The sequence below is a fragment of the Janthinobacterium saanense genome, assembly GCF_014200675.1.
GTDB lineage: Bacteria > Pseudomonadota > Gammaproteobacteria > Burkholderiales > Burkholderiaceae_D > Janthinobacterium.
Window position 1 is genome coordinate 116,194 of record NZ_JACHCI010000017.1, and the last position, 23,473, is coordinate 139,666.

Annotated in this window: 20 protein-coding genes and 1 tRNA gene; 9 read left to right on the forward strand and 12 right to left on the reverse strand. The window is 60.8% G+C overall.

Features of this window, described 5'->3' with window-relative positions:
- The first annotated feature begins 145 nt into the window (after positions 1 to 145).
- Positions 146 to 222, forward strand: a tRNA-Pro gene (locus HDE72_RS20845).
- A 104-nt stretch (positions 223 to 326) separates the two neighbouring features.
- On the opposite strand, the gene HDE72_RS20850 is transcribed toward HDE72_RS20845, so the two are convergent.
- From HDE72_RS20850 to HDE72_RS20900, 11 genes are all read right to left on the reverse strand, one after another.
- Positions 327 to 1,247 (reverse strand): hydroxymethylglutaryl-CoA lyase, encoded by a 921-nt coding sequence (locus tag HDE72_RS20850; protein WP_183744985.1) that lies wholly within the window; start codon positions 1,245 to 1,247, stop codon positions 327 to 329.
- A 1-nt stretch (position 1,248) separates the two neighbouring features.
- Positions 1,249 to 2,181, reverse strand: a complete 933-nt coding sequence (locus tag HDE72_RS20855; protein ID WP_183744989.1) for a 2-hydroxyacid dehydrogenase — start codon at positions 2,179 to 2,181, stop codon at positions 1,249 to 1,251.
- Positions 2,182 to 2,191: 10 nt separating this feature from the next.
- Positions 2,192 to 4,204, reverse strand: a complete 2,013-nt coding sequence (locus HDE72_RS28105; RefSeq protein ID WP_183744992.1) for an acetyl/propionyl/methylcrotonyl-CoA carboxylase subunit alpha — start codon at positions 4,202 to 4,204, stop codon at positions 2,192 to 2,194.
- Between the two features lie 132 nt (positions 4,205 to 4,336).
- Positions 4,337 to 5,383, reverse strand: a complete 1,047-nt coding sequence (gene bioB / locus HDE72_RS20865) for a biotin synthase BioB (protein ID WP_183744995.1) — start codon at positions 5,381 to 5,383, stop codon at positions 4,337 to 4,339.
- A gap of 32 nt (positions 5,384 to 5,415) precedes the next feature.
- Positions 5,416 to 6,198, reverse strand: coding sequence for a dethiobiotin synthase (bioD, locus tag HDE72_RS20870; RefSeq protein ID WP_183744998.1), 783 nt, complete (start codon positions 6,196 to 6,198; stop codon positions 5,416 to 5,418).
- A complete protein-coding gene (gene bioF / locus HDE72_RS20875; RefSeq protein WP_183745001.1) occupies positions 6,188 to 7,384 on the reverse strand; it encodes an 8-amino-7-oxononanoate synthase in 1,197 nt (398 codons plus the stop codon). Before bioF ends, bioD begins: the two co-directional genes overlap by 11 nt.
- A gap of 1 nt (position 7,385) precedes the next feature.
- The gene (bioA, locus tag HDE72_RS20880) at positions 7,386 to 8,714 is read right to left on the reverse strand and encodes an adenosylmethionine--8-amino-7-oxononanoate transaminase (RefSeq protein WP_183745004.1); all 1,329 of its coding nucleotides are present in this window, start codon (positions 8,712 to 8,714) and stop codon (positions 7,386 to 7,388) included.
- A 32-nt stretch (positions 8,715 to 8,746) separates the two neighbouring features.
- The gene (locus HDE72_RS20885) at positions 8,747 to 9,535 is read right to left on the reverse strand and encodes an enoyl-CoA hydratase/isomerase family protein (RefSeq protein ID WP_183745006.1); all 789 of its coding nucleotides are present in this window, start codon (positions 9,533 to 9,535) and stop codon (positions 8,747 to 8,749) included.
- A gap of 15 nt (positions 9,536 to 9,550) precedes the next feature.
- Positions 9,551 to 11,173 (reverse strand): carboxyl transferase domain-containing protein, encoded by a 1,623-nt coding sequence (locus HDE72_RS20890; protein WP_183745008.1) that lies wholly within the window; start codon positions 11,171 to 11,173, stop codon positions 9,551 to 9,553.
- Positions 11,174 to 11,213: 40 nt separating this feature from the next.
- A complete protein-coding gene (locus HDE72_RS20895; RefSeq protein ID WP_183745011.1) occupies positions 11,214 to 11,657 on the reverse strand; it encodes a YchJ family protein in 444 nt (147 codons plus the stop codon).
- 77 nt (positions 11,658 to 11,734) lie between these two features.
- Positions 11,735 to 13,012, reverse strand: a complete 1,278-nt coding sequence (locus tag HDE72_RS20900) for a D-amino acid dehydrogenase (RefSeq protein WP_260176834.1) — start codon at positions 13,010 to 13,012, stop codon at positions 11,735 to 11,737.
- 347 nt (positions 13,013 to 13,359) lie between these two features.
- Here HDE72_RS20900 and HDE72_RS20905 point away from each other — a divergent pair, with 347 nt between their 5' ends.
- The 8 genes from HDE72_RS20905 to HDE72_RS20940 all read left to right on the forward strand — a co-directional run bounded on the left by HDE72_RS20905 (position 13,360) and on the right by HDE72_RS20940 (position 21,652).
- Positions 13,360 to 14,100, forward strand: a complete 741-nt coding sequence (locus HDE72_RS20905) for a GntR family transcriptional regulator (RefSeq protein WP_183745014.1) — start codon at positions 13,360 to 13,362, stop codon at positions 14,098 to 14,100.
- 100 nt (positions 14,101 to 14,200) lie between these two features.
- Positions 14,201 to 15,082, forward strand: a complete 882-nt coding sequence (locus tag HDE72_RS20910; RefSeq protein ID WP_183745016.1) for an N-acetylmuramic acid 6-phosphate etherase — start codon at positions 14,201 to 14,203, stop codon at positions 15,080 to 15,082.
- A 45-nt stretch (positions 15,083 to 15,127) separates the two neighbouring features.
- Entirely contained in the window at positions 15,128 to 16,423 is a 1,296-nt protein-coding gene (locus HDE72_RS20915) for an MFS transporter (protein WP_183745019.1), read from the forward strand.
- A gap of 117 nt (positions 16,424 to 16,540) precedes the next feature.
- Entirely contained in the window at positions 16,541 to 18,202 is a 1,662-nt protein-coding gene (locus tag HDE72_RS20920; RefSeq protein WP_183745021.1) for a glycoside hydrolase family 10-like protein, read from the forward strand.
- Positions 18,203 to 18,285: 83 nt separating this feature from the next.
- On the forward strand, positions 18,286 to 19,206 hold the full coding sequence (locus tag HDE72_RS20925; protein WP_260176836.1) for an N-acetylglucosamine kinase: 921 nt from the start codon (positions 18,286 to 18,288) through the stop codon (positions 19,204 to 19,206).
- A 26-nt stretch (positions 19,207 to 19,232) separates the two neighbouring features.
- Positions 19,233 to 20,054 (forward strand): N-acetylmuramoyl-L-alanine amidase, encoded by an 822-nt coding sequence (locus HDE72_RS20930; RefSeq protein WP_183745027.1) that lies wholly within the window; start codon positions 19,233 to 19,235, stop codon positions 20,052 to 20,054.
- Between the two features lie 81 nt (positions 20,055 to 20,135).
- On the forward strand, positions 20,136 to 21,038 hold the full coding sequence (locus tag HDE72_RS20935) for a LysR family transcriptional regulator (RefSeq protein WP_183745031.1): 903 nt from the start codon (positions 20,136 to 20,138) through the stop codon (positions 21,036 to 21,038).
- On the forward strand, positions 21,038 to 21,652 hold the full coding sequence (locus HDE72_RS20940) for a M15 family metallopeptidase (protein ID WP_183745034.1): 615 nt from the start codon (positions 21,038 to 21,040) through the stop codon (positions 21,650 to 21,652). The genes HDE72_RS20935 and HDE72_RS20940 overlap by 1 nt, the downstream gene beginning before the upstream one ends.
- Here the strand turns inward: HDE72_RS20940 and HDE72_RS20945 are convergent, their stop codons facing one another.
- Positions 21,653 to 23,032 carry a sodium-dependent transporter gene (locus HDE72_RS20945; protein ID WP_183745037.1) on the reverse strand — a complete coding sequence of 460 codons (1,380 nt, stop codon included), beginning with the start codon at positions 23,030 to 23,032 and terminating at the stop codon, positions 21,653 to 21,655.
- Between the last annotated feature and the right edge of the window lie 441 nt (positions 23,033 to 23,473).

Here is a 23,473-nt window from a genome sequence, read left to right on the forward strand (position 1 = left end):
TGATCGGGAAAACTCGCGTAGCTAGTGTCGCATACATCACAAGTTTTTAAAAATACATGAGTCGCTGTTCCGCCCGTAAATAATTTACATAGAGTTGCACCTGACCCTTGACCGAAGTCGATACGGTCTGTATTATCTTGGTCTTCGGAGTGTGGCGCAGCCCGGTAGCGCACCTGGTTTGGGACCAGGGGGTCCAAGGTTCGAATCCTTGTACTCCGACCAAATTTGTAGAAAAAAACCCAGAAGTTTCGGCTTCTGGGTTTTTTTTCGTCTGTACGGATTGTATTGACGATCGTATTGAAAAAGGGGCCGCAGCCCCTTTCCTCTTACCCCAATCGCTTCGCCGCCATCGCATTGCCCGCCCGGCTGGAACCCTTGCGGCCCAGCTGCTGCGAGATGAACTGGCCCGCGTCCACCACCAGGTCCAGGTCGATGCCGGTGGCTATCCCCAGGCCGGCCATCATATACAGCACGTCTTCGGTGGCCACGTTGCCGGTGGCGCCCTTGGCGTAGGGACAGCCGCCCAGGCCGGAAACAGACGAGTGATAAATCGCGATACCCGTTTCCAGGCTGGCGTAGATATTGGCCAGCGCCTGGCCATAGGTATCGTGGAAGTGGCCGGACAAGCCTCCCACGTGAAAGGCGCGGATGGCGCGCTCCATCACCGCTTGCGTCTTGCGCGGCGTGGCTACGCCGATGGTGTCGGCGATGTCGATTTCGTCGCAGCCCAGGTCGCGCATGCGCTGCACCACGTCTTCCACGGCATCGAGCGGCACGTCGCCCTGATACGGGCAGCCAAACGCGCAGCTGATGCTGCCACGCAGGCGCAAGCCGTGTTGCTTGGCTGCTTTCGCCACGCCTTCGAAGCGGGCGATCGATTCGGCGATCGAGCAGTTGATATTCTTTTGCGAGAACGCTTCCGAGGCCGAACCGAAGATCACCACTTCATCGGCCTTTGCCGCCAGTGCCGCGTCAAAACCCTGCATGTTCGGCGTCAGCGCGGAATAAATCGTGCCGGGCCGGCGCACAATCTTTTCCATCACTTCTGCGCTGGTGGCCATTTGCGGCACCCATTTGGGCGACACGAAAGAAGCCGCCTCGATATTGGCAAAGCCGGCCTGCGTCAGCCGGTCGACCAGTTCGATCTTGACGGCGGCGCTGATGGTTTCCTTCTCGTTCTGCAAGCCGTCGCGCGGACCCACTTCGACGATTTTCACTTGTTTCGGCAGATTACTGGTCGGGTTCATCTCAATATCCTTGCAAACGGTTGACGATGCCGGCGACCGTGTCGCCAGCGTGCAGGCGCCGCATTTTGGCGGCGATTTGCGCTACGCTTTCGCGGCGCAGGGTGGCCGCTGAAATATGCGGCGTGATGGTGATGCGCGGCTCTTGCCAGAAAGGGTGCTGCTGCGGCAGCGGCTCGTTGCGGAATACGTCCAGTGTCGCCCCGGCGATATGGCCCGAGCGTATCAGGGTCAGCAAATCCGGTTCGGCCAGGTGCGCGCCGCGCGCCACATTGATGACGTAGGCGCCTGGCAGCAGCATCGACAGGCGCGTGCGGTCCAGCAGATTGTGCGTGTCCGGTGTCAGCGGCAGCATGCAGACGAGTACCCGCGTGCCGCGCAAGAAGGACGCCAAGCCCTCCTCGCCCGCAAAACATGTCACGCCATCGAGCTGCTTCTGGCTGCGGCTCCAGCCACGCAAGGGAAATTCAAACTGCGCCAGCGCATCGAGCACGCGCGTGCCCAGTGCGCCCATGCCCAGTACGCCGACGGGAAAGTCCGTTTTTTCAAAGGCGGGCAGCGGCTGCCAGATGCCGGCGCGCGCCTGCGCTTCATAATCGTCGAAACGGCGGAAATGGCGCAGCACCGCGTGGCTGACATATTCGGCCATCTGCACGCCCATGCCTGCATCGTCCAGGCGCACCAGCGGCACGTGCTTGGGTAGCGCTTCGCCGAATTTGAGCAAGGCATCGACGCCGGCGCCCGTGTTGAAGATGGCTTTGACCTGACTCAATGCTGGCAGCATGGCTGCCGGCGGTTGCCAGACGACCGCGTAGTCACAGGGTACTACTGGCTCACCATCGCGCCAGAAAACGATCTCGGCCTCGGGCAGCTGGGCGTTAAAATCAGCGATCCACGCCGCCTGCTTGCCGTCCGAGCGTTGTAAAAGAATGCGCATCGTGGCTACTCTATGCGGCTGCCTTGAAGGCCAGCAGCGGCGCGCCGTCGGCCACCTGGTCGCCCACCGCATACAGCACGTCTTCCACCAGGCCGTCGTGCGGCGCGGCGATGGTGTGCTCCATCTTCATCGCTTCCATGATGACCAGCGGTTCGCCCTTCTTCACATCCTGCCCCTTGGTCACCAGTACGGCCACCACCTTGCCCGGCATCGGCGCCGTCAGGCGTCCGCCCTCGGCTTCCACTTCGCCCGCATGCGCCATCGGATCGTTGTAGTGCAAGGTGTAGTGCGCGCCGCCGGTAAACACGTGGAACTGTTCACCGTCGTGCAGCACGGTGCCGTGCACGGCCCGTTCGCCCAGCTTGATGTGCAGTTCCAGGCCTTTGTTCGTTGTCAGGCTCAGGGGCTGGTCGTTGAACAGCCAGCCATCGGCGGCGTATGTCACGCGTACCGCATAGGCTTTGCTATCGCCGGCCAGCGCAAATTCGTCGGCAAAAGACAGGCTGCGTTTGAGCGCGCTGTTCAAACGCCAACCCTGGGCATTGCCCCATGGGCCACTGCCATCGTTGGCCGCCGCTTCCTGCGTCAGCAGGGCCACGGACGCCAGCGCCAGGGCCGTGTCGGGCGCTGCCTGCAGGGCCGGGAACAGCGTATCGTGGTTGCGTTCGATCAAACCCGTATCGAGCTCGGCAGAGGAAAATGCCTGGCCCAGCACCAGGCGCTTCAAGAAGGCGATATTGGTGGCCAGGCCCACGATCTGGTATTCCGACAACGCCTGCGCCATGCGCGCCAGCGCTACGCGGCGGTCCGCGCCCCAGACGATCAATTTCGCGATCATCGGGTCGTAGAAGGGCGAAATCGCATCGCCTTCGCGCACGCCCGAATCGATGCGCACGCCGGCCGGCACCGGTGTTCCGCCCAGTTCAAACGTGACCGCTTGCGGCGAGTGCATATGGCGCAAGGTGCCGATCGACGGCAAGAAGCCTTTTTCGGGATTTTCTGCGTAGATGCGCGCCTCGATGGCGTGGCCGTGGATGGTCAACTCACTTTGTTTTTTCGGCAGCGGCTCGCCAAAGGCCACGCGCAACTGCCATTCCACCAGGTCGGTGCCGGTGATCATTTCCGTTACCGGATGTTCCACCTGCAGACGCGTGTTCATCTCCATGAAGTAGAACGAGCCATCCTGGTTGGCGATGAATTCCACCGTGCCGGCGCCGACATAACCGACAGCCCTGGCGGCGGCCACGGCCGCTTCGCCCATGGCTGCGCGGCGCTCAGACGGCATGCCTGGCGCTGGCGCTTCTTCCAGCACTTTTTGATGGCGGCGCTGCACCGAGCAGTCGCGCTCAAACAGATAGATACAATTGCCCAGGGTGTCGGCAAACACCTGGATTTCGATATGGCGTGGACGCGACAGGTATTTTTCAGCCAGTACCTTGTCGTCGCCGAAAGAGCTGATCGCTTCGCGCTTGCAAGAAGCTAACGCCGCCTTGAAGTCGGCCGAGTTCTCAATCACGCGCATGCCCTTGCCGCCACCGCCAGCCGAGGCTTTCAACAGTACCGGATAGCCGATCTGGTCGGCTTGGGTGTGCAGGAAATCGGCATCCTGATTCTCGCCATGGTAGCCAGGCACCAGCGGGACATTGGCTTTCTCCATCAGCGACTTGGCGGCCGACTTGGAACCCATGGCGCGCATGGCCGACGCCGGCGGGCCGATAAAGACCAGGCCTGCCGCGTGGCAGGCGTCGGCGAAGTCCGCGTTTTCAGACAAAAAGCCGTAGCCGGGATGGATCGCCTGCGCGCCCGTGGCCAGCGCCACGGCGATGATCTTGTCACCGCACAGATAGCTTTCCTTGGCTGCGGCCGGGCCGATCAGCACTGCTTCATCGCAGACGGCGACGTGCTTGGCCCTGGCGTCGGCTTCCGAATACACGGCAACCGTCAAGATGCCCATGCGGCGCGCGGTAGCGGCGACACGGCAAGCGATTTCGCCGCGGTTGGCGATCAGGATTTTAGTGAACATGGTCTCTCTCTACTCTCTCAAAAAGGGCAGCTGTCTTTTTTATATGTCTGCTGTCTTGTCTCTGTCTTGTCTTTTAACCCAAAAGCAAAATGCCGGGGTCAGACCCAAAGGGTCTGACCCCTTGACTGGTTATCAGCAGCCGCACTTCTCTTTCTGTACCGATTCGAGCATGGCGCCGCGCGTTTGCAGGCCCAGCTTGCTCAACAGGATGCGGTCGTCTTCTGCTTCCGGGTTGTCGGTGGTGAGCAGCTTGTCGCCGTAGAAAATCGAGTTGGCGCCAGCCAGGAAGCACATGGCTTGCACCGCTTCACCCATCTGGCGGCGGCCGGCGGACAGGCGCACGCGTGCTTTTGGCATGGTGATGCGGGCCACGGCGATGGTGCGCACGAATTCGAATGGATCCAGTGCTTCCAGGCCGAACAAAGGCGTGCCTTCCACCTGCACCAGGTGATTCACCGGCACCGATTCAGGATACGGATTCAGGTTGGCCAATTGGGCGATCAGGCCGGCGCGTTGCACGCGCGTTTCGCCCATGCCGACGATGCCGCCGCAGCATACTTTCAAGCCTGCTTCGCGCACGCGGCCCAGTGTGTCCAGGCGGTCCTGGTATTCGCGCGTGGAGATCACGTTGTCGTAAAACTCGGGCGCCGTATCCAGGTTGTGGTTGTAGAAATCGAGGCCGGCGTTTTTCAGGCGGTCAGCCTGGCCTTCTTCCAGCATGCCCAGGGTGGCGCAGGTTTCCAGGCCCAGGGCCTTGACCTTGCTGACCATTTCTTCGACTTTTTCCATGTCGCGGTCTTTCGGGCCACGCCAGGCGGCGCCCATGCAGAAGCGCGTGGCGCCATTGGCCTTGGCCTGGCGCGCGGCGTCCAGTACCGTGTCGATGTCGAGGATTTTTTTCGCTTCCACGCCGGTGTCGTAGCGGGCTGCTTGCGGGCAGTAGCCGCAGTCTTCTTCGCAGCCGCCGGTCTTGATCGACAGCAGGGTCGCCAGCTCCACGTCGCCATCAGGGAAATTGATGCGGTGGGTTTGCTGGGCCTTGAACATCAGGTCATTAAATGGCAGGTCGAACAGGGCCAGCACATCTTCCAACGGCCAGGTAGCCGCTTCCGGCAGGGTGATGCGCGCCGCAGGGCGGTGCAGTTCGACGGTTTTTGCTGCTTCTTGAACTTGAGACATGGTGATTCCTTCGTTTCTATTTTGGGATACGTTCAATTGTTCGGGCGTTGGGCTGGCCAGTTCGGCAAGCCCGTAAAATCGAGATAGGCAGCGGCCGCTTCGGCAGAAGGCTGCGCCAGGCGCGGCACCCTGCCCAGCAGCGGCGCCGGGATGCGCTCGATCAGCGCATCGATATTTTCATCGAGGAAGCGCATTTCCACTTCCAGGGTATTGGCGACCCAGCCGACTACCTTCAAGCCGCGCGCTTGCACCGCTTCGACCGTCAGCAAGGCCTGGCTGATGCAGCCCAGGCGCATGCCGACCACCAGGATCACGGGCAATTCCAGCTGCTGCGCCAGGTCGGCGGAATCGTAATCGGCTGATAATGGCACGCGAAAACCACCCACGCCCTCGACCACCACCGCATCTGAAGCGGCGGCGATTTCCAGGTAGGCGGCCAAAATGGGCACAGGCTCTATGCTCACGCCTTCGAGCGCGGCGGCGATATGCGGCGCGGCCGGCTCCTTCAGCATATAGGGCGTGGTCAGGCTGCGCAGCATGGTGACGTTGCCAGCAGCGATCAGGCTGTCGGCGTCTTCATTATGCAGCTCGCCGTCGCGCAGTTCGGCGCCAGCTGCCACCGGCTTCATGCCGCAGGCGCGCACGCCGCGTTGTACCAGCGCGTGCAGCAGCGCTGACGAGGTCAGGGTCTTGCCGATTTCCGTGTCGGTGCCGGTCACGAAACAGGCAAATGAGGAAGGCAAGCCGGCCGCCGCCGCCGCTGGGCTGGGTTGCACCGCCAGGTCGCTTGCCGCGATAGGGTCATCAAGGCTCATGGCGAGTCCTTTCAAGCGTGTTGACTGCGTTGATCAATTGCGCCACTTCCTGCGCCGTGTGGCCGGCCGACAGGGTGACGCGCAGGCGGGCCGTGCCGAGGGGGACGGTAGGCGGGCGGATCGCGCCTACCCACAGTCCCTGCTGGTACAAGCTGGCCGCAATGCCCATCATTTCGGCGTTTTCACCGATGATCACGGGCTGGATGGCGGTTTGCGATGGCAAGGCTTGCCAGCGTTGCAGCTGCAAGCCTTCGTTCCACTGCGCCACCAGTGCCGCCAGATGTGCGCGGCGCTGTGCACCTTCTTCGCCGGCGATAATGTCCACACTGGCCAGCAGCGCATGCGCCAGCGCGGGCGGCGCGGCGGTGGTGAAGATATATGGCCGCGCCTTCTGTATCAGCGTTTCGATCACGGCTTCATGCGCCGCCACGAAGGCGCCGCCCACGCCGGCCGATTTGCCCAAAGTACCGACATAGACCAGGTAAGGCGAATGCAGCTCAAAGTGTTCCAGCGCGCCTCGGCCATGCTCGCCCAGCGCGCCAAAACCGTGCGCATCGTCGACCACCAGCCAGGCGCCGTATTGTTCGCACAGGGCCAGCAGCGCGGGCAGCGGCGCCAGGTCGCCATCCATGCTGAAGACGCTGTCGGTGACGACGATCCTGGTCTTGGCTTTACTTTCCGCCAGCAAGGCCGCCAGCGCAGCCAGGTCGGCGTGCGGATAGACGCGCGTCTTGACGCGGGACAGCCGCGTGCCGTCGATCAGGGACGCGTGGTTCAGCGCTTCCGAGAAAATCTCGGTGTCCGCATCGCCCGCCGCCAGGCCGGTCAGCACAGCTAAATTAGCCATATAGCCGGTGCAGAAATACAGGGCGCGGGCGTGTTCCAGGTTGCTGCCGACAAAGCTGGCCAGCCGTTCTTCGAGCTGCGCGTGGGCGCGGCTGTGGCCACTGATCAGGTGCGAAGCGCCGCTGCCGGCGCCGTACAGGTCAGCGCCTTCTTGCAGCGCCTTGATGATGGCAGGATGCGCGGCCAGGCCCAGGTAGTCATTGCTGCAAAAAGCCAGCATCTCGCGGCCATCCACCGTCAGGCGCGGCGCGCACGGCGTTTCCACGGTGCGGCGGCGGCGTATCAGGCTGCGCTCTTCCAGTCCTTGCAAATGCTGTTTCAGGCGGGTGATCAGTTCCATCTCAGGCCTCGATCACTTTATTGAAGACAGCCAGGGTCTGCTGGCCCAGGCCGGCGATTTCTTCGTCGTTCAATATGTACGGCGGCATCAGGTACACGGTGGCGCCGATCGGGCGCATCAACAACTCATGTTCCAGCGCGGTACTGAAGAAGTTGCGCGAAAAATCGGGCGCCGCGTCGACTGCATCGAAGGCCCAGATCATGCCCTGCTGCCTGAAATTGACGACTTTTTCATGCTGTGCCAGCGGCGCCAGCGCCTGCGTGATTTTTGCCGCGCGCACCCGGTTGGCCACCAGTACATCGTCCTCTTCGAAGATGGACAAGGTCGCCAGCGCGGCGCGGCAAGCCAGCGGGTTGCCCGTGTACGAGTGCGAATGCAAAAAGCCGCGGCGCACGTCAGTGCTGTAAAACGCCTGGTAGATATCTTCGCGCGTCATCACCAGCGACAAAGGCAGATAGCCGCCGCTGATGCCTTTCGACAGGCAGACGAAGTCGGGCCAGATGCCCGCCTGTTCGCAAGCGAAGAAAGTGCCCGTGCGGCCGCAGCCGACGGCGATTTCGTCGAGGATCAGATGCACTTGATACTGGTCGCACAGCGCGCGCACCAGCGACAGGTAGAGCGGGTCGTGCATGGCCATGCCGGTGGCGCATTGCACCAGCGGCTCGATGATGATGGCGGCGATCTTGTCTGCCTTTTGCTGGAACAGCTGTTCCACTTCAAAGGCGGCGCGGCGCGCGACATCCTGCGCTGTTTCGCCTTCATTCGCCTGGCGGTAGTCGGGCGACATCACGGTCTGCGTGGCGCGCAGCAGCGGGCCGTAGGCATCCTTGAACAGCGCCACGTCGGTGACGGCCAGCGCGCCGATGGTCTCGCCGTGGTAACTGCCTTTTAAACAGACGAATTCCTGTTTTTCACTCTTGCCGCTATTGCGCCAGGCATGAAAACTCATCTTCAGGGCGATTTCCACCGCCGAGGCGCCATCCGAGGCATAAAAGCTATGACCGAGCACGCCATTGGTGAGGGCAGAGAGTTTTTCCGACAGTTGTATCACCGGTTCGTGCGTAAAACCGGCCAGCATGGCGTGTTCCAGGCGGTCCAGCTGGTCCTTCAATGCCGCATTGATGCGCGGATTGGCGTGGCCGAACAAATTCACCCACCAGGAGCTGATGGCATCAAGGTAGCGCCGGCCTTCGTGGTCGTACAGCCAGGCGCCGCGGCCATGGCTGACGGGGATCAAAGGCACGGTTTCGTGATGCTGCATTTGCGTGCACGGATGCCACACGCTGCGCAGACTGCGTTCGACCCAGCCCGATTGTTTTTCTGCTTTCAAAACTGCTCCAATAGATATTCTTAGTCCATGAGCTAGCCCATGAGCCAACTCGGCTTGCGCTTGTCCAGGAACGATTGCACGCCTTCACGGCCCTGTTCCGAGGCGCGGATCTGCGCGATGCGTTCGGCGGTGTCCAACAATAATGCGTCGTCGACTGGCTGGCCGGTGATATCGCGCACCAGCGTCTTCGCTTGCGCCACTGCGTGCGGGCTATTGCCCGTCAGCGCCTTGAGCACTTCCGCGGTTTTCGCGTCCAGTGTCTCGCCAGAGACGACTTCGTGGACAAAGCCCATCCGCAGCGCTTCCTGCGCGGAGAATCGCTCCGCGGTCAGGAAGTAGCGGCGTGCCGCGTTTTCGCCCATGGCCTTGATGACATACGGTGAAATAGTGGCCGGGATCAGTCCCAGCCGCACTTCGCTCAGGCAGAAATGCACGTCTTCCGCAGCCAGAATGATATCGCATGCGGACGCCAATCCCATGCCGCCGGCATAACAGTCGCCCTGCACCTTGGCCACCACAGGCTTGGGGCACAGGTAAATCGTGCGCAGCATCTGTGCCAGCTGCAGCGCGTCGGCCTGGTTTTCGGCATGCGTATAGCCTGCCATTTTCTTCATCCAGTTCAAGTCCGCGCCGGCGCAAAAGGCTGCGCCATTGGCGGCCAAGACGATGGCGCGCACCATCTCGCTGCGGCCCAGGCCCTCGAAAGCGCGCGCCAGTTCGGCGATCGTGGTTTCGTTGAACGCGTTGCGCACGTCCGGGCGGTTCAGGGTCACGGTGGCGACATTGCCCTCGATGACGATTTTCAGAGTCTCAAATTCCATGTTCTCTCCTCCCGGTCACATGCGGAAAACGCCGAACTTCGTGTCCGCAATTTCGGCGTTCAGCGCGGCCGACAGGCCCAGGCCCAGCACCATGCGGGTGTCGGCCGGGTCGATCACGCCATCGTCCCACAGGCGCGCGGTGGCGTAATACGGGTGGCCCTGGTGTTCATACTGCTCCTTGACCGGCTGCTTGAAGGCGGCTTCTTCTTCCGCGCTCCACTGCCCGCCCCGGCTTTCGATGCCGTCGCGCTTGACGGTCGCCAGCACGGACGCGGCCTGGTCGCCGCCCATGACGGAGATGCGCGCATTGGGCCACATCCACATGAAACGGGGCGAAAACGCGCGGCCGCACATGCCGTAGTTACCGGCGCCGAAGCTGCCGCCGATAATTACCGTGAATTTCGGTACGGCAGCGGTGGCCACCGCGGTCACCATCTTGGCGCCATTGCGGGCGATACCCTCGTTTTCGTATTTGCGGCCCACCATGAAGCCGGTGATATTTTGCAAAAACACCAGCGGGATCTTGCGCTGGCAGCACAGTTCGATGAAATGCGTGCCTTTCAGTGCCGATTCGGAAAACAGAATGCCGTTGTTGGCGATGATGCCAACCTTCACGCCATGGATATGCGCAAAGCCGCAAATCAGGGTAGTGCCGTAGCGGGCCTTGAATTCATCGAAATCGCTGCCGTCGACGATGCGCGCGATCACTTCCCTCACATCGAAGGGCTTGCGCGTATCGACCGGGATCACGCCATACAGTTCCTGGGTCGGGTATTTCGGTTCGACCGGTACACGCATCGCCATTTGCTGCGGCTTGACACGGTTCAGGTTAGAGACGATGGTGCGCGCCAGCGACAGCGCATGCAGGTCGTTCTGCGCCAGGTGGTCGACCACGCCCGACAAGCGCGTATGCACGTCGCCGCCGCCCAGGTCTTCGGCCGTCACCACTTCGCCGGTAGCCGCTTTTACCAGTGGCGGGCCGCCGAGGAAAATCGTGCCCTGTTCCTTGACGATGATCGATTCATCGCTCATGGCCGGCACATAGGCGCCGCCGGCCGTGCAAGAGCCCATCACCACGGCGATTTGCGGTATACCCTTGGCCGACAGATTGGCCTGGTTATAAAAGATGCGGCCGAAATGGTCACGGTCCGGGAAAACGTCATCCTGGTTCGGCAGGTTGGCGCCGCCCGAGTCGACCAGGTAGATGCAGGGCAGGTTGTTCTGGTCGGCGATTTCCTGGGCGCGCAAATGCTTTTTGACCGTCATCGGGTAATAGGTGCCGCCCTTGACGGTGGCGTCATTACACACGATCACGCATTCCTGGCCCGAGACGCGGCCGATGCCGGTGATGATGCCGGCGCTAGGCGCCGCATCGACGCCATTGGCGTCCTGGTACATGGCGTAGGCCGCCATCTGCGAAAATTCGAGGAAAGGCGTGCCGGGATCGAGCAGCATCTGCACGCGGTCGCGCGGCAGCAGTTTTCCGCGCGCCAGGTGCTTGGCGGCTGCCGCCTCACCACCGCCAGCGGCGATTTTTTCCACCTTGTCGCGCAAATCGTCGACGATGGCTTGCATGGCGGCGGCATTGGCCTTGAAATCTTCACTGCGCGGATTGAGTTTGCTTTCGATGTGCGGCATTGCGGTTCCTTTTTATTATCGCCCGGTCTCTCGGGTCGCGCTATTCGGGAAAACTGCCGTCGAGATAAAACCAGCGCAAGCCGCCCTCACCCTGTTCACGCACGAAGCGGCTCACTTCATGCAGGCGGTGCGCGCGGCCGCTGACTTTGTAGCGGGCCACGAATTCGACGGTGTCGCGGTTGATCTCTTCGGTTTGATCTGCTGATTTTGCTTTACGTTGACGTAAACGTAAAGCAGATTTTACCTCAAGTCCCAGCCAGTGCACTTTTTCTTCCTCGGCAAACAGGGGCTCGCTGGGGCGGGTGCTGGCGTGCCAGGTGGCGCGCAGATAAGCTTCGTCGCGCAGGGTAAAGGCCGTGTAGCGCGAACGCATCAGGGTTTCGGCCGTGGGCGGCAGGGCGGCGCCCGTGATATACGGACCGCAGCAAACGGCGTAGGCAGCACCGCCACAGGGGCAGGCAGCAGTTTTCGGGGATGTGGACATGCGGTCTTATCGACGTGGAAACAGGAAAGTGTCGCAATTATCCGCCATAACGGCGCCGCCGGTTGCCGCCTGCCCGCTTATTGCCGGGGGCTGAGGAAATCCAGCGCAAACGGCGGCGCCTGGCCGCTCATCAAGTCGGCCAGGATGCGCGCCGTGCCGGCCGCAAAGGTAAAGCCCAGCGGGCCGTGGCCCACATTCAGCCACAGGTTGCTGTACTTGCTGGGGCCGACCAGCGGCGCGCTGTTTGGCGTGGCGGGCCGCAAGCCGGCCCAGGCCGTGGCCTGCTCGTAGTCGGCCGCCTGCGGCATGGCTTCACGGGCCAGCCGGGTCAGGCCGGCGATACGGCCCGCATCGATGCGGGTATCGGCGCCCACCATGTCGACCATGGCGGCTACGCGCAGGCTATTGCCGATGCGCGCATATAGCACCTTGCGCTCGAAATCGGTGATGCTGATTTCGGGCGCCAGGTCTTGCGCGCGGATCGGCGCATTCAGGCTATAGCCTTTCAAGGGGTACAGCGGCAAATAAATGCCGGCAGTGGCGGCCAGGTCGCGGCTCTGGATGCCGGCCGCCAGCACATAGTGGTCCGCTTCCAGCAAGCCCAGGCTGGTATCGACCCCGGTGATCTTGCCGCGATTTGTCATGAACTGGCGCGCCTCGCCCTTCAGCAGCAGGGCAAAGTTGGGGTGCTGCAGCAGCCGCGCCGTGAGTAGCTGGCAAAAAGCGTGGCAATCGGCCACCGCTTCACCTTGCGTAAAAATGCCGCCTGCCAATGCCCCCTGCAGCGCCGCCAGCGCCGGTTCGCGCTGCACGGCTTGTTCCGGCGTCAGCACGATGCGGGCCTCTTCCGATTCCGGCCTGGCCACGGCGCGCTGGAAAATCGCGGGCGAGCGGTAGACGATCAGTTTGCCCGCATCGCGCCAGGCATAGGCGTCAGGCGGCACGGACAATTCTAGCTGGGCCATGCCAGTGCGGCTCAGTTCGCCCAATTCCAGCAGCTTGGCCGTGGTGCGGGCATTGCTGGCGACGTTGCAATTGCGCAAGAAACTGGCCAGCCAGCGCCATTGGCGCCAGTCCGCTTCGGGACGGAAGCGCAGCGGCCCGTCTTTTTGCAACATCCATGACAGGGCTTTCAGGGGGATGCCCGCGTCCGCCAGCGGCGCCACGTAGCGATAGCTGAGCTGGCCGCCATTGCGATAACTTGCGGCAATCGCCACTTGTTCATTGCGCTCCAGCACGGTGACCTTGTAGCCCGCTTCGGCCAGCCACCAGGCCGAGGTCAGGCCGACGATGCCAGCACCGATGATGATGACTTGCTGTCCTGCTCCTGGGTGCCGCCGGGTTTCTTGCATCATGCCTCGCTTGTATGACGTTCGTTGCACTCCCATGGTGCGGGAGCAGTCGATGAAAGCTTAGAGGCTGGGAAACAAGCGAGCCAATGAAACATCATGGTGCAGCCATAACTTCCGGGAATGCATAGGGCCTCGTTTCTGCGTATTTGTACGCCAGACGTGCGCCACAATCTGGTGCATGAGCAAATACAACATTGTCAATAAATTCATCAATGTTGACCTTTGGCATACTGAAACATTGTTTTTTTAACCGTATAACCATTATTTATGCCCATTTTCCATTTATTCATGGCCCCACGGGATACGCACAAGCGCCTTCGCTATTACACTAGTCATACAAGGAGAACTGTATGAGACGGACCAGTGTAGAACTCAAGGTCGATTTAAATGACAATTCGCCTTTATATATGCAGATCGCCCGCAAGCTGAGCGATGACGTACGCAACGGTCGTTACCAGGTAGACCAGGCTTTGCCATCTGAACGGACCCTGTCCGAATTGCTTGACGTGTCGCGCGTGACTGCGCGCAAGGCCATCGACCAGCTGGTCGAGCAGGGCCTCGTCGTGCGCCGCCGTGGATCGGGCAACTATATTGCCCCGCGTATCGAGCAGCCGCTATCGAATCTGTCGAGCTTTTCCGAACAATTGCAGCAGCGCGGCTACCGTCCCGGTTCGCGCTGGCTCAAGCGCGACGTGGTGATTGCCAGCAGCGATGATCAACTGAGCCTGGGCCTGCCGCAAAATACCAAGGTGGCGCGCCTGGAACGCTTGCGCCTGGCCGACGACGTGGTGATGGCGTATGAAGTGAGCGTCTTGCCGTTCAGCGTGGTGCCGGACCCGGCTGCCGTGGGCGATTCGCTGTATGCCTATTTAAATAACATCCGCAAGGCGCCCGTACGCGCCCTGCAGCACATCCGCGCCATGAATGCGACGGGCATGCTGGCCCAGCAACTGGGCGTGCCCGATGGCCAGGCCGTGCTGTTCATCACGCGTATCGCTTACCTGGAAACGGGCGAGGCGGTGGAGCTGACGCATTCCTACTGCCGCAGCGACCATTATGATTTCGTCGCAGAAATGCGGCGTTCTCCATAAACGCCCATAAGCCACCGTTATGCCCGCCTGACATCCTTTCATGGCTGACTGTCCACCTTGGCATTAAACTGAGTTTATCGTTTAACCATGTTCGGAAGTCATGCTGAAAACTGAAACCCCGAGCCGGCGGCATCCGGAACTCGATACTTATCCGGTCGAGCAACTGGTCGCTGCCTTTGTCGATGATCAATTCTGGGCCGTCGAAGCGGTAAGGCTGGCGTCGCCGCATATCTGCGCGGCCGTAGCCGCCGCCCTGCCCCGTATCGCCGCTGGCGGGCGTTTGCTGTATGTGGGCGCGGGCACCTCGGGCCGGCTTGGCGTGCTCGACAGTGTTGAACTGAATCCCACCTTTTCCTGGCCGCCCGAGCGGGCCGTCGCCATTCTGGCCGGTGGCCAGGGCGCCATGTTTACGGCTGTCGAAGGCGCGGAGGATGATGTGGAGCAAGGTACGCTGGACTTGCTCGCTCTTCAGCCGCAGCCGGACGACGTGGTGATACTGCTGGCCGCATCCGGCGCCACGCCCTATGTGCTGGGCGCCTTGCGGGCGGCGCGCGAGGCTGGCGCCTTGACGATAGGCATCGCCAACAATCCCGGCGCACCGGTAGCGCTGCAGGCCGAATGCGGCATCGTGCTCGACACGGGCGCGGAAGTGATTTCCGGCAGCACCCGTTTAAAGGCGGGCACGGCGCAAAAAATTACCCTGAACACGATTTCCAGCGCGCTGATGGTCGGTTTGCATAAAACCTATGGAAACTTGATGGTAGACTTGAAGCCGACCAACGCCAAGCTACTCTTGCGGGCGGTGCGTCTGACCATGCACGCCACCGGCGCCGATGAGGCCGAGGCCAGGCAAGTGCTGGAGCAATGCCAGTTTCACGTCAAGGTGGCGATGGTTGCCTTGTTAAAAAAAATCACCACAGACCAGGCACAGGCATTGTTGGCCGGAGCGAACGGCAGTGTGCGGGCAGCACTGGCGGCTTGATCCGATGGCGCATCATTCTTTTGTCCGGTCGATGACGAAGGATGTATGGAGCTTGTGAAACATAGCGCGCCAGCGCGCGCGAATAATCCATGGCGGTGGATTCCCACCCTGTATTTCGGTCAGGGTATCCCTTATGTTGTTGTCATGACACTGTCTGTGATCATGTACAAGAACTACGGCCTTTCGAATACCGATATCGCGCTCTACACGAGTTGGCTCTACCTGCCATGGGTCATCAAGCCGCTATGGTCGCCCTTCATCGATATGTACCGCACCAAGCGTTTCTGGATCATCGGCTTGCAATTGGTGATCGGCGCCGCGCTGGCGCTGGTGGCCCTGACCACGGCCCTGCCCCATTTCTTTCAGATCAGCCTGGCGATCTTCTGGCTGATGGCTTTCAGTTCGGCCACGCATGATATTGCCGCCGATGGCTTTTATATGCTGGGTCTGGAGCAACACCAGCAAGCGGCCTTTGTCGGCGTGCGCAGCACCTTTTACCGGCTGGCAATGATCGCCGGCCAGGGCGGCCTGGTATTTCTGGCCGGCTACCTGACCCATGTCACGGGCAATGTGCAACTGGCCTGGTCCAGCGTGTTCGCCATCCTGGCGGGCCTGTTTATCGCCCTCTGCTTCTACCACTATTTTGTGTTGCCCAAGCCGGCCGGCGACAAGGCCAGCATCGCGCATGCCGGCGCCTCGCCGCTGCAGGAATTCCTTGCCACCTTTGCCGCCTTCTTCAAGAAGAAAGATATTGTCGTCATCCTCGGCTTTTTGCTGCTGTTCCGCCTGGGCGAAGCGCAATTGCTCAAGTTAGCTGCGCCTTTCCTGCTGGACCCTGTGAGCAAGGGTGGCCTGGGGCTGACCACGGAGCAAGTCGGCCTGGTCTACGGCACCATCGGCGTGATCGCCCTGACCCTGGGTGGCTTGCTGGGCGGCTATGTGATTTCCCGCTTCGGCTTGAAGCGTTTGCTGTGGATCATGGTGCTGGCCGTGCACTTGCCCGACCTGGTGTTTGTTTACCTGGCCACGGCCTTGCCCAGCAATATCTATCTGATCGCGGGCGGCATCGCGCTGGAGCAATTCGGTTACGGCTTTGGTTTTGCTTCTTATATGTTGTACATGATTATGGTGTCCGACGGCGCCCATAAAACCGCCCACTATGCCATTTGCACCGGTTTCATGGCCTTGGGCATGATGTTGCCCGGCATGGCCAGCGGCTGGATACAGCAATGGCTAGGTTATCAGCACTTCTTCATCTGGGTCTGCATCGCCACCGTGCCCGCCTTCATCATGGCGGCGCTGGTCAAGATCGATCCCGAATTCGGCAAGAAGGCTGCCTGACGTTCATGATGGCTGTGCGTGGCTTCACCGATTGCTGGCGCACAGTAAAATGCCCCGCTTGATTGCGTACTTGGCTGCGTGATCATCGATCAGACCATATTTCTGCAAGGAATTGTTTTGCTTTCTACATTGAAAAAACGGCTGGGCGCCGCCGCCAGTGCGATCGCCGCGCTGGCCGTGGCTGGCTTGCTCAGCAGCTGCACCAGCACCAGAATGCCTTCTGATGTGAATCCCGGCATGACGGCGTTGCCAGGCTTGCCGCCCGTCGAGCACATCACGGGCGAAGTGCCGCCACCGGCGCCGCGCGAGTTCCGCGCCGCCTGGGTGTCCACCGTCGCCAATATCGACTGGCCCAGCCGCAGCAATTTGCCGGTAGCCAAACAGCAGGCGGAAGCCATCGCTATCCTCGACCGCGCCAAGTCTTTGAATCTGAACGCGATCGTGCTGCAGGTGCGCCCCAGCGCCGATGCGATTTACCCGTCGCCGCTGGAACCATGGTCTGAATATCTGACGGGCAAGCAAGGCCAGCCGCCGCTGCCCATGTATGACCCGCTGGCATTCTGGGTTGCCCAGGCGCATGCACGTGGCCTGGAATTGCACGCCTGGTTCAATCCCTACCGTGCCCGCCACGCCACCGCCAAGTCGCCGCTGGCGCGCGACAGTTTCGCCGTCACCAACCCTGCGTCCGTCAAGCAATATGGCCGCTACCTGTGGATGGACCCGGGCGACGCCGCAGCGTCGAAGCACACCACCGATGTGGTGCTCGACGTGGTGCGCCGCTACGACATCGATGGCGTGCACATCGACGATTATTTCTATCCCTATCCTATCGATGCGCCTGGCGCCGGCAGCAATGCCGGCGCCGGGGCCGAGACAGCCGCGCTCGATGCGGGCACGGGCGGGGCCAAGCGTGAGCTGCCTTTCCCCGATGAACCGTCGTGGCAGCAATATCTGCTGGGTGGTGGCCAGCTGGACCGCGCTTCCTGGCGCCGCCAGAATGTGAACCAGCTGATCGAGTCTTTGTATACAGGCATACACCGCGAAAAGAGCTGGGTGCGTTTCGGCATCAGTCCCTTCGGTATCGGCCGCCCGGACCGCCGTCCGCCCGGCATCGTTGGCTTCAGCCAGTACGATAAATTGTATGCGGATGCGGAACTGTGGCTGTCGAAGGGCTGGCTCGATTATCTGTCGCCGCAGCTGTACTGGCCCGTAGGACAGGCGCCGCAGGCGTTTGGCGTGCTGCTCGACTATTGGCTGGCGCAAAATCCGTATGGCCGCCATATATGGCCGGGCCTGTACACCAGCCGCATCGACAATTCGGCCAAGTCCTATACGCCGCAAGAGATCATCAAGCAGATCGAATTGACGCGCACGCGCCCCGGCGCGAGTGGCCAGGTGCATTTCAGCATGATTCCCCTGATGCAGAACCGCAAGGGCATCAGCGATCAATTGAAAGCCACGGTCTACCAGAGCCCTGCCCTGATTCCCACCACGCCATGGCTGGGCACGGAAGCGCCTGGCACGCCGACGGTCATCATGCGCCGCGATGCCACCAGTGTGAACCTGAAATTGACGGCGGGCGCCGGCAAACTCGTGACCCAGTACGCGGTCTGGGCCCGTTACGGCGCAGACTGGCGTTTCACGGTGGTGTCAAGCGTACAAAGCGAACTGACCCTGGTCGATGACGCCACCGGTAAAGTCAATGCGGTAGTGGTCAGCGCCGTGGATCGCCTCGGTAATGAAAGCCCCCGCGTGACTTTACGCCAGCCGGCCCAGTAAAGATGGCCCACCTATAACCTGCAGGCATGAAACATGCGCAAGCTTTCATGACTGCAGGGCTTGCTTGGCTTTACACTGATGCGATGACTTCTTTCTCTACAGACAGGTTGGGTTTGGGCATCGATGCCGGCGGCACGCAAACGCGCTGGGCCCTGGCCCGTGCCGATGGCGCTATCGTGGCGCAAGGCGCGGTAGAGGGACTATCTGCTTTGCAAATGAGCAGCGATACCGGCCGCGCCGCCTTGCAGACCACTTTTGCCAAACTGTGCCAGGAAGTATTGGCCGTCGGCCAGCCGACCCAGGTATTGGCCGGCCTGACGGGTTTTGGCGGCGATGGCGCCGTGTTGACTGCCTTGCTGGCAGAATTGCTGGCGCTGGACGTGGCAAACGTGAGTCTGGGCAACGATATCGACATCGCTTACCGTGACAGTTTTGAAGCCGGTGATGGATATCTGGTCTACGCAGGGACGGGCTCGATTGCCGCCTGGATCGATCAAGATGGCGGCTTTCACCGCGCGGGTGGCCGCGGCGTGCTGCTAGATGATGGCGGCGGCGGTTACTGGATCGCAAGGGAAGCCCTGCGGCAAATTTGGCGAGGCGAAGATGAGTGCCCGGGTAGTTGGCAAGGTTCCCCGATGGCCGAGGCCGTCTTTGCGCAGCTCGGCGGCAGCGACTGGTCTGTCTCGCGCGACTTTATGTATGGGCAAGAGCGCGGTACGATAGGCCGTTTGGCGCTGGCTGTGGCCGCTGCTGCCGATACGGATCCGCTGGCGCTGGACATCTTGCAGCGCGCCGGCCAGGAATTGGCGCGGCTGGCGCTGGCCTTGATCGACCGTTATGGTCCGCGTCCGGTGGTATTGGCGGGCCGTGCGGCGCAATTGCACCCAGCCATCTTTGCCGCCATGCAGGCTGCATTACCTGCATCGCTGGCGCTGCAGCAAAAAGTGGCACAGCCGCATATGGCGGCGGCGCGTATTGCCGCCAAAACAGTGCCAATTAGATAATTACACACTCAGATGATGGATTACTCATGAAAAAACTCGTTCTCGCCCTGTTCGTGGCTCTGCTGTCTGCCTGTACGACGACGCCAGCGCCCCATATCGACCATAGCCTGACGGCGCGCGGCCAGAGTCCGCGCGTAAAATTCATCATCATCCATTACACGGTCAGCAACCTGCCCCGCTCTATCCAGATCCTCACGCAACAGGAAGTGAGCAGCCATTACTTGCTGACCGATACGGCCACACCGAAGTTTTATGCGCTGGTCGACGAATCGCGCCAGGCCAATCACGCGGGTGTGAGTAACTGGAAGACTTATACACAGTTGAATGTCAGCTCGATCGGCATCGAGATCGTCAATCCCGGCTACACGGATTCGCCCGAAGGCCGTCTCTGGTATCCCTTCCCGCAGGCGCAAATCGATGAGCTGATTCCGCTGCTGAAAGATATCGTGGCCCGCTACAATATTTCGCCAGAGAATATTCTCGGCCATAACGAAATCGCCCCGCAGCGCAAGCAAGATCCGGGACCGCTGTTCCCATGGCGCCAGTTGGCCGATGCGGGTCTGATCGTCTGGCCAGACGCCAACCGGGTTGCCGAGCAGCGATTGATTTTTGACCAGCAAGTGCCGGACGCCGTCTGGTTCCAAAAGAAACTGGCGCAACATGGTTATGCCACGCCGCAGACCGGCATCTTTGACGAAGCGACGCGCAATGTCCTGATCGCTTTCCAGATGAAATACCGCAACACCCGTTTCGATGGCATGCCCGATGGCGAAACGGCGGCCTTGCTGGAAGTACTGACCACGCCAGCGGCCAAGGCCGTGCCGGCGCCAGCTGTTGTAACGAAGTAGTTGCGGTTCCAGCCCATGCCTTTTTCTTATATGCTTAATTCTTACGGCCTCAAGGGCTGAAGCACGGTAAAGGAATAAGTCATGCGGCTGCGTCATATCGAGGTGTTTCACGCCATCATGCAAGTTGGCACCATCAGCGGCGCGGCCCAGGTGCTGCATATTTCACAGCCCGCCGTGACCAAGGTCTTGCAGCATTGTGAGTTGCAACTGGGCATGCCGCTGTTCGAGCGCGTGCGGGGCAAGCTCTATCCGAAACCCGAGGCGCACCGTTTATTCATCGAGACGGAAAAACTCAACCGCGATTTGCTGGGCATACGCCGCCTGGCCGCCAGCCTGAAAAGCCATGCGGTGGAAACCATCCGCCTGGTATCGACGCCGACCATCGCGATTAGTGTCTTGCCCTTTGCCATGACGGCCTGGCGCCGCGACTTTCCCCATACGCGTTGCCAGCTGGCTACCCATCATACGGGGGAGATCGTCAACACCTTGCGTCTGGGCGAGGCGGACCTGGCCTTGTCGCTGCAAGACCCGCGCCACCCTGGCATCGTGGCCGAACCGATCGCGCAAGGCGTGATGACGGTCATCGCCCCGGCCGGCACCTGGCACGCGGCCGACTGCGGCACGCCGTTGACCGCACATGGCTTGTCTGGCGAACTGATAGGCCACGCCGACAATGACCCCTTGGGCGAACTGGTGATCGCCGCCTGCGAAGCGCAGGACATCCACCCCGTATTCAGTACCGTGGTGCAGACCTATCAAATTGCCCGCTCGCTGGTGGAGGCGGGCGCCGGCATGGCCGTGGTCGACCCATTCACGGCCGCCTCCGGTGCGCCCGAGCGTTTGCAGCGCCGTCCATGGGCGCCGACAATCCCGATACAACTGTATTTATTGACGGCCAGCCATTCACCGTTGTCGCATGGCGCGCGCCGCCTGGCTGACAGCATCGGCGTGGCCGCACGCAATTGCCTGGAAAGAAGAGTCTGATGTCTGTTGCAAGTCTGCAATTGGAAGCGGTGGCCAGCGATCCGCAATTTCGCCACCTGGCCAGCATCGCCGGTATCGCCGTCGACTTGCGCTACGCCACGCCCGATAATTTCGTCGGCCGTGACTTATACAGCCCCATCGATTGCGCCTGGCTGCACCGCGATGCAGCTGCCGCGCTGGAAAATGCGGTAGCCTGGCTGGCCGAGGAGCGGCCTGATCATCATCTGCTGGTACTGGACGCCCTGCGCCCGCAACGGGTGCAGCAGCAACTATGGGATGCGCTGCAAGGCACGGAGTTGCTGGGCTATATCGCCGAGCCCAGCCGTGGTTCCATCCACTCATTTGGCATGGCGCTCGATATCACCATCGTGGGGCCGGATGGGCAGGAGTTGGATATGGGCACGGGTTTTGATGATCTTAGTGAGCGCTCACATCCGGCGTTGGAGCTGATATTACTGGAGCGGGGAGAGATTACTGCACAGCAGGTAGAGAATCGCCGGCTCTTGCGCGGCGCCATGTTCCAGTCCGGTTTCTTCGGCATCAACAGCGAATGGTGGCATTTTGACTGCGGCGACCGGGTGCTGGTGCGCCAGACCTACACCCGGGTACTCTAATTAAAAGACCCGCAAGCCCTTCAGCATCACCAGCAAAATCAATACAGGCGACACATAGCGCAGCAGGAACAGCAGCACCGTAGCCAGCCGGCGGTTCTGCAACAGGCCTTGATTGCCGATCGCCTTGATGAAATTGTCCTTGCCCCAAGCCCAGCCCGTAAACAAGGCAATCGCGATACCGCCCACGGGCAGGAAGATATTCGATGAAACAAAGTCGAACAGATCAAACATATTCATATTAAACAGCTTGAAGTCGGCCAGAGTGCTGTTACTCAGTGCGCAAGCCGAACCCAGCAAGGCCAGCAACAGCATCGTTACCACCGTGGCCTTTTTGCGCGACCAGCCCAGCCGTTCGTGAAAGATCACCACCGGCACTTCCATCAGCGACAGCATCGCACCCGTAGCGGCCACGGCGGCCAGGATGAAAAACGCCACCATCAAAAATTGCCCCATGGGGATTTGTGAAAACACGGCGGGGATAGTGATGAAGACCAGCGACGGTCCCGCGCTGGGGGCGAAGCCAAACGTGAACACGGCCGGGAAGATGGCGATGCCGGCCAGCATGGACACGCCCAGGTCGGCCGCCATCACGCGCAAGGTCGTCAGCGGAATATCCTGATCATCGCGGAAATAGCTGCCGTAGGTCATCATCGTCCCCATGCCGACGGACAATTTAAAGAAGGCCAGGCCCATGGCCGTCAGCACCACCGACGCCGTCAGCTTGCTGAAGTCCGGACGGAACAAAAAGGCCAGGCCATCGCTGGCCTTGTCCAGCGACAGGCTGACCGCGCATAGCAGCAGTAGTAATAGAAATAGCAGCGGCATCAGTTTCTTGGCGATTGCCTCGATGCCCTTGGTTACGCCCAGCATCAAAATGCCGCCGATAAACAGCAGCACGCCCCATTGCCACAGCAGCGATTGCAGCGGATTGCTGATCAGCGAGGCAAAGGCAGCTTCCGTGACGTGCTTGTCGCTGCTGAGGATGGAGCCGTCGATGGCCTTGGCGATATAGGCAAACACCCAGCCCACCACTTCCGAATAGAAGGCAACGATGAGGAAGGCGGCCAGCATGCCGATCACGCCGACCAGCCACCAGGGTTTGCCCTTGCTGGCCAGCTTCTCCATGGTCGAGATAGGATTGAGCTTGGCCCGCCGTCCCAGGGTGATTTCGGCGATCATCACGGGCAATCCCACTAATAAGGTAGCCAGCAGATAGATCAGCAAAAAACCGGCGCCGCCGTTGGCGCCTGTCAGATAGGGGAACTTCCAGATATTACCGAGGCCGACTGCCGAACCGAGGGTGGCGGCGAGCACGCCGAAGCTGGAGCTAAAGCCTGCCCGTTTCAGGGTAAGGCCTGATCCTTGCGCTTGTTGTTTCATGGTGCTTCTTCTATGGTGGGCGCGGATTTGCGCTGAGGGGCCGAAATTGTAGCAGTTGCGTGCAATTTACCCGGGAAAAGCCTTGCTTCTATAGGGGCGCTTTGCTATAGTTCGCCTCCCCAATGAGACGCACTAGTTTGCGGCACTAAAGGGATCACCGGAAACGGCGATGCAGTAAAAAAGAAGGTTGACGAAATGTGCGAAACGCTTCATACTCTTCCTTCTTCGCAGCTGACAAACACAACGCTTTGTCGATAGCGCGAAAGTAGCAAATAAGCAGTACCGAATACAGTTCTTTAACAATTAACAGTCGATAAGTGTGGGCATTTGATGTCAGTGCAGCAGCGATCTTCGGATCGCTGTCAAACTTAAAATATCAAATGTTCACAAGAAATAATGAAATAGGCGCTACGAAAGTAGTGGCCTGTCAGTTTTTTGAGT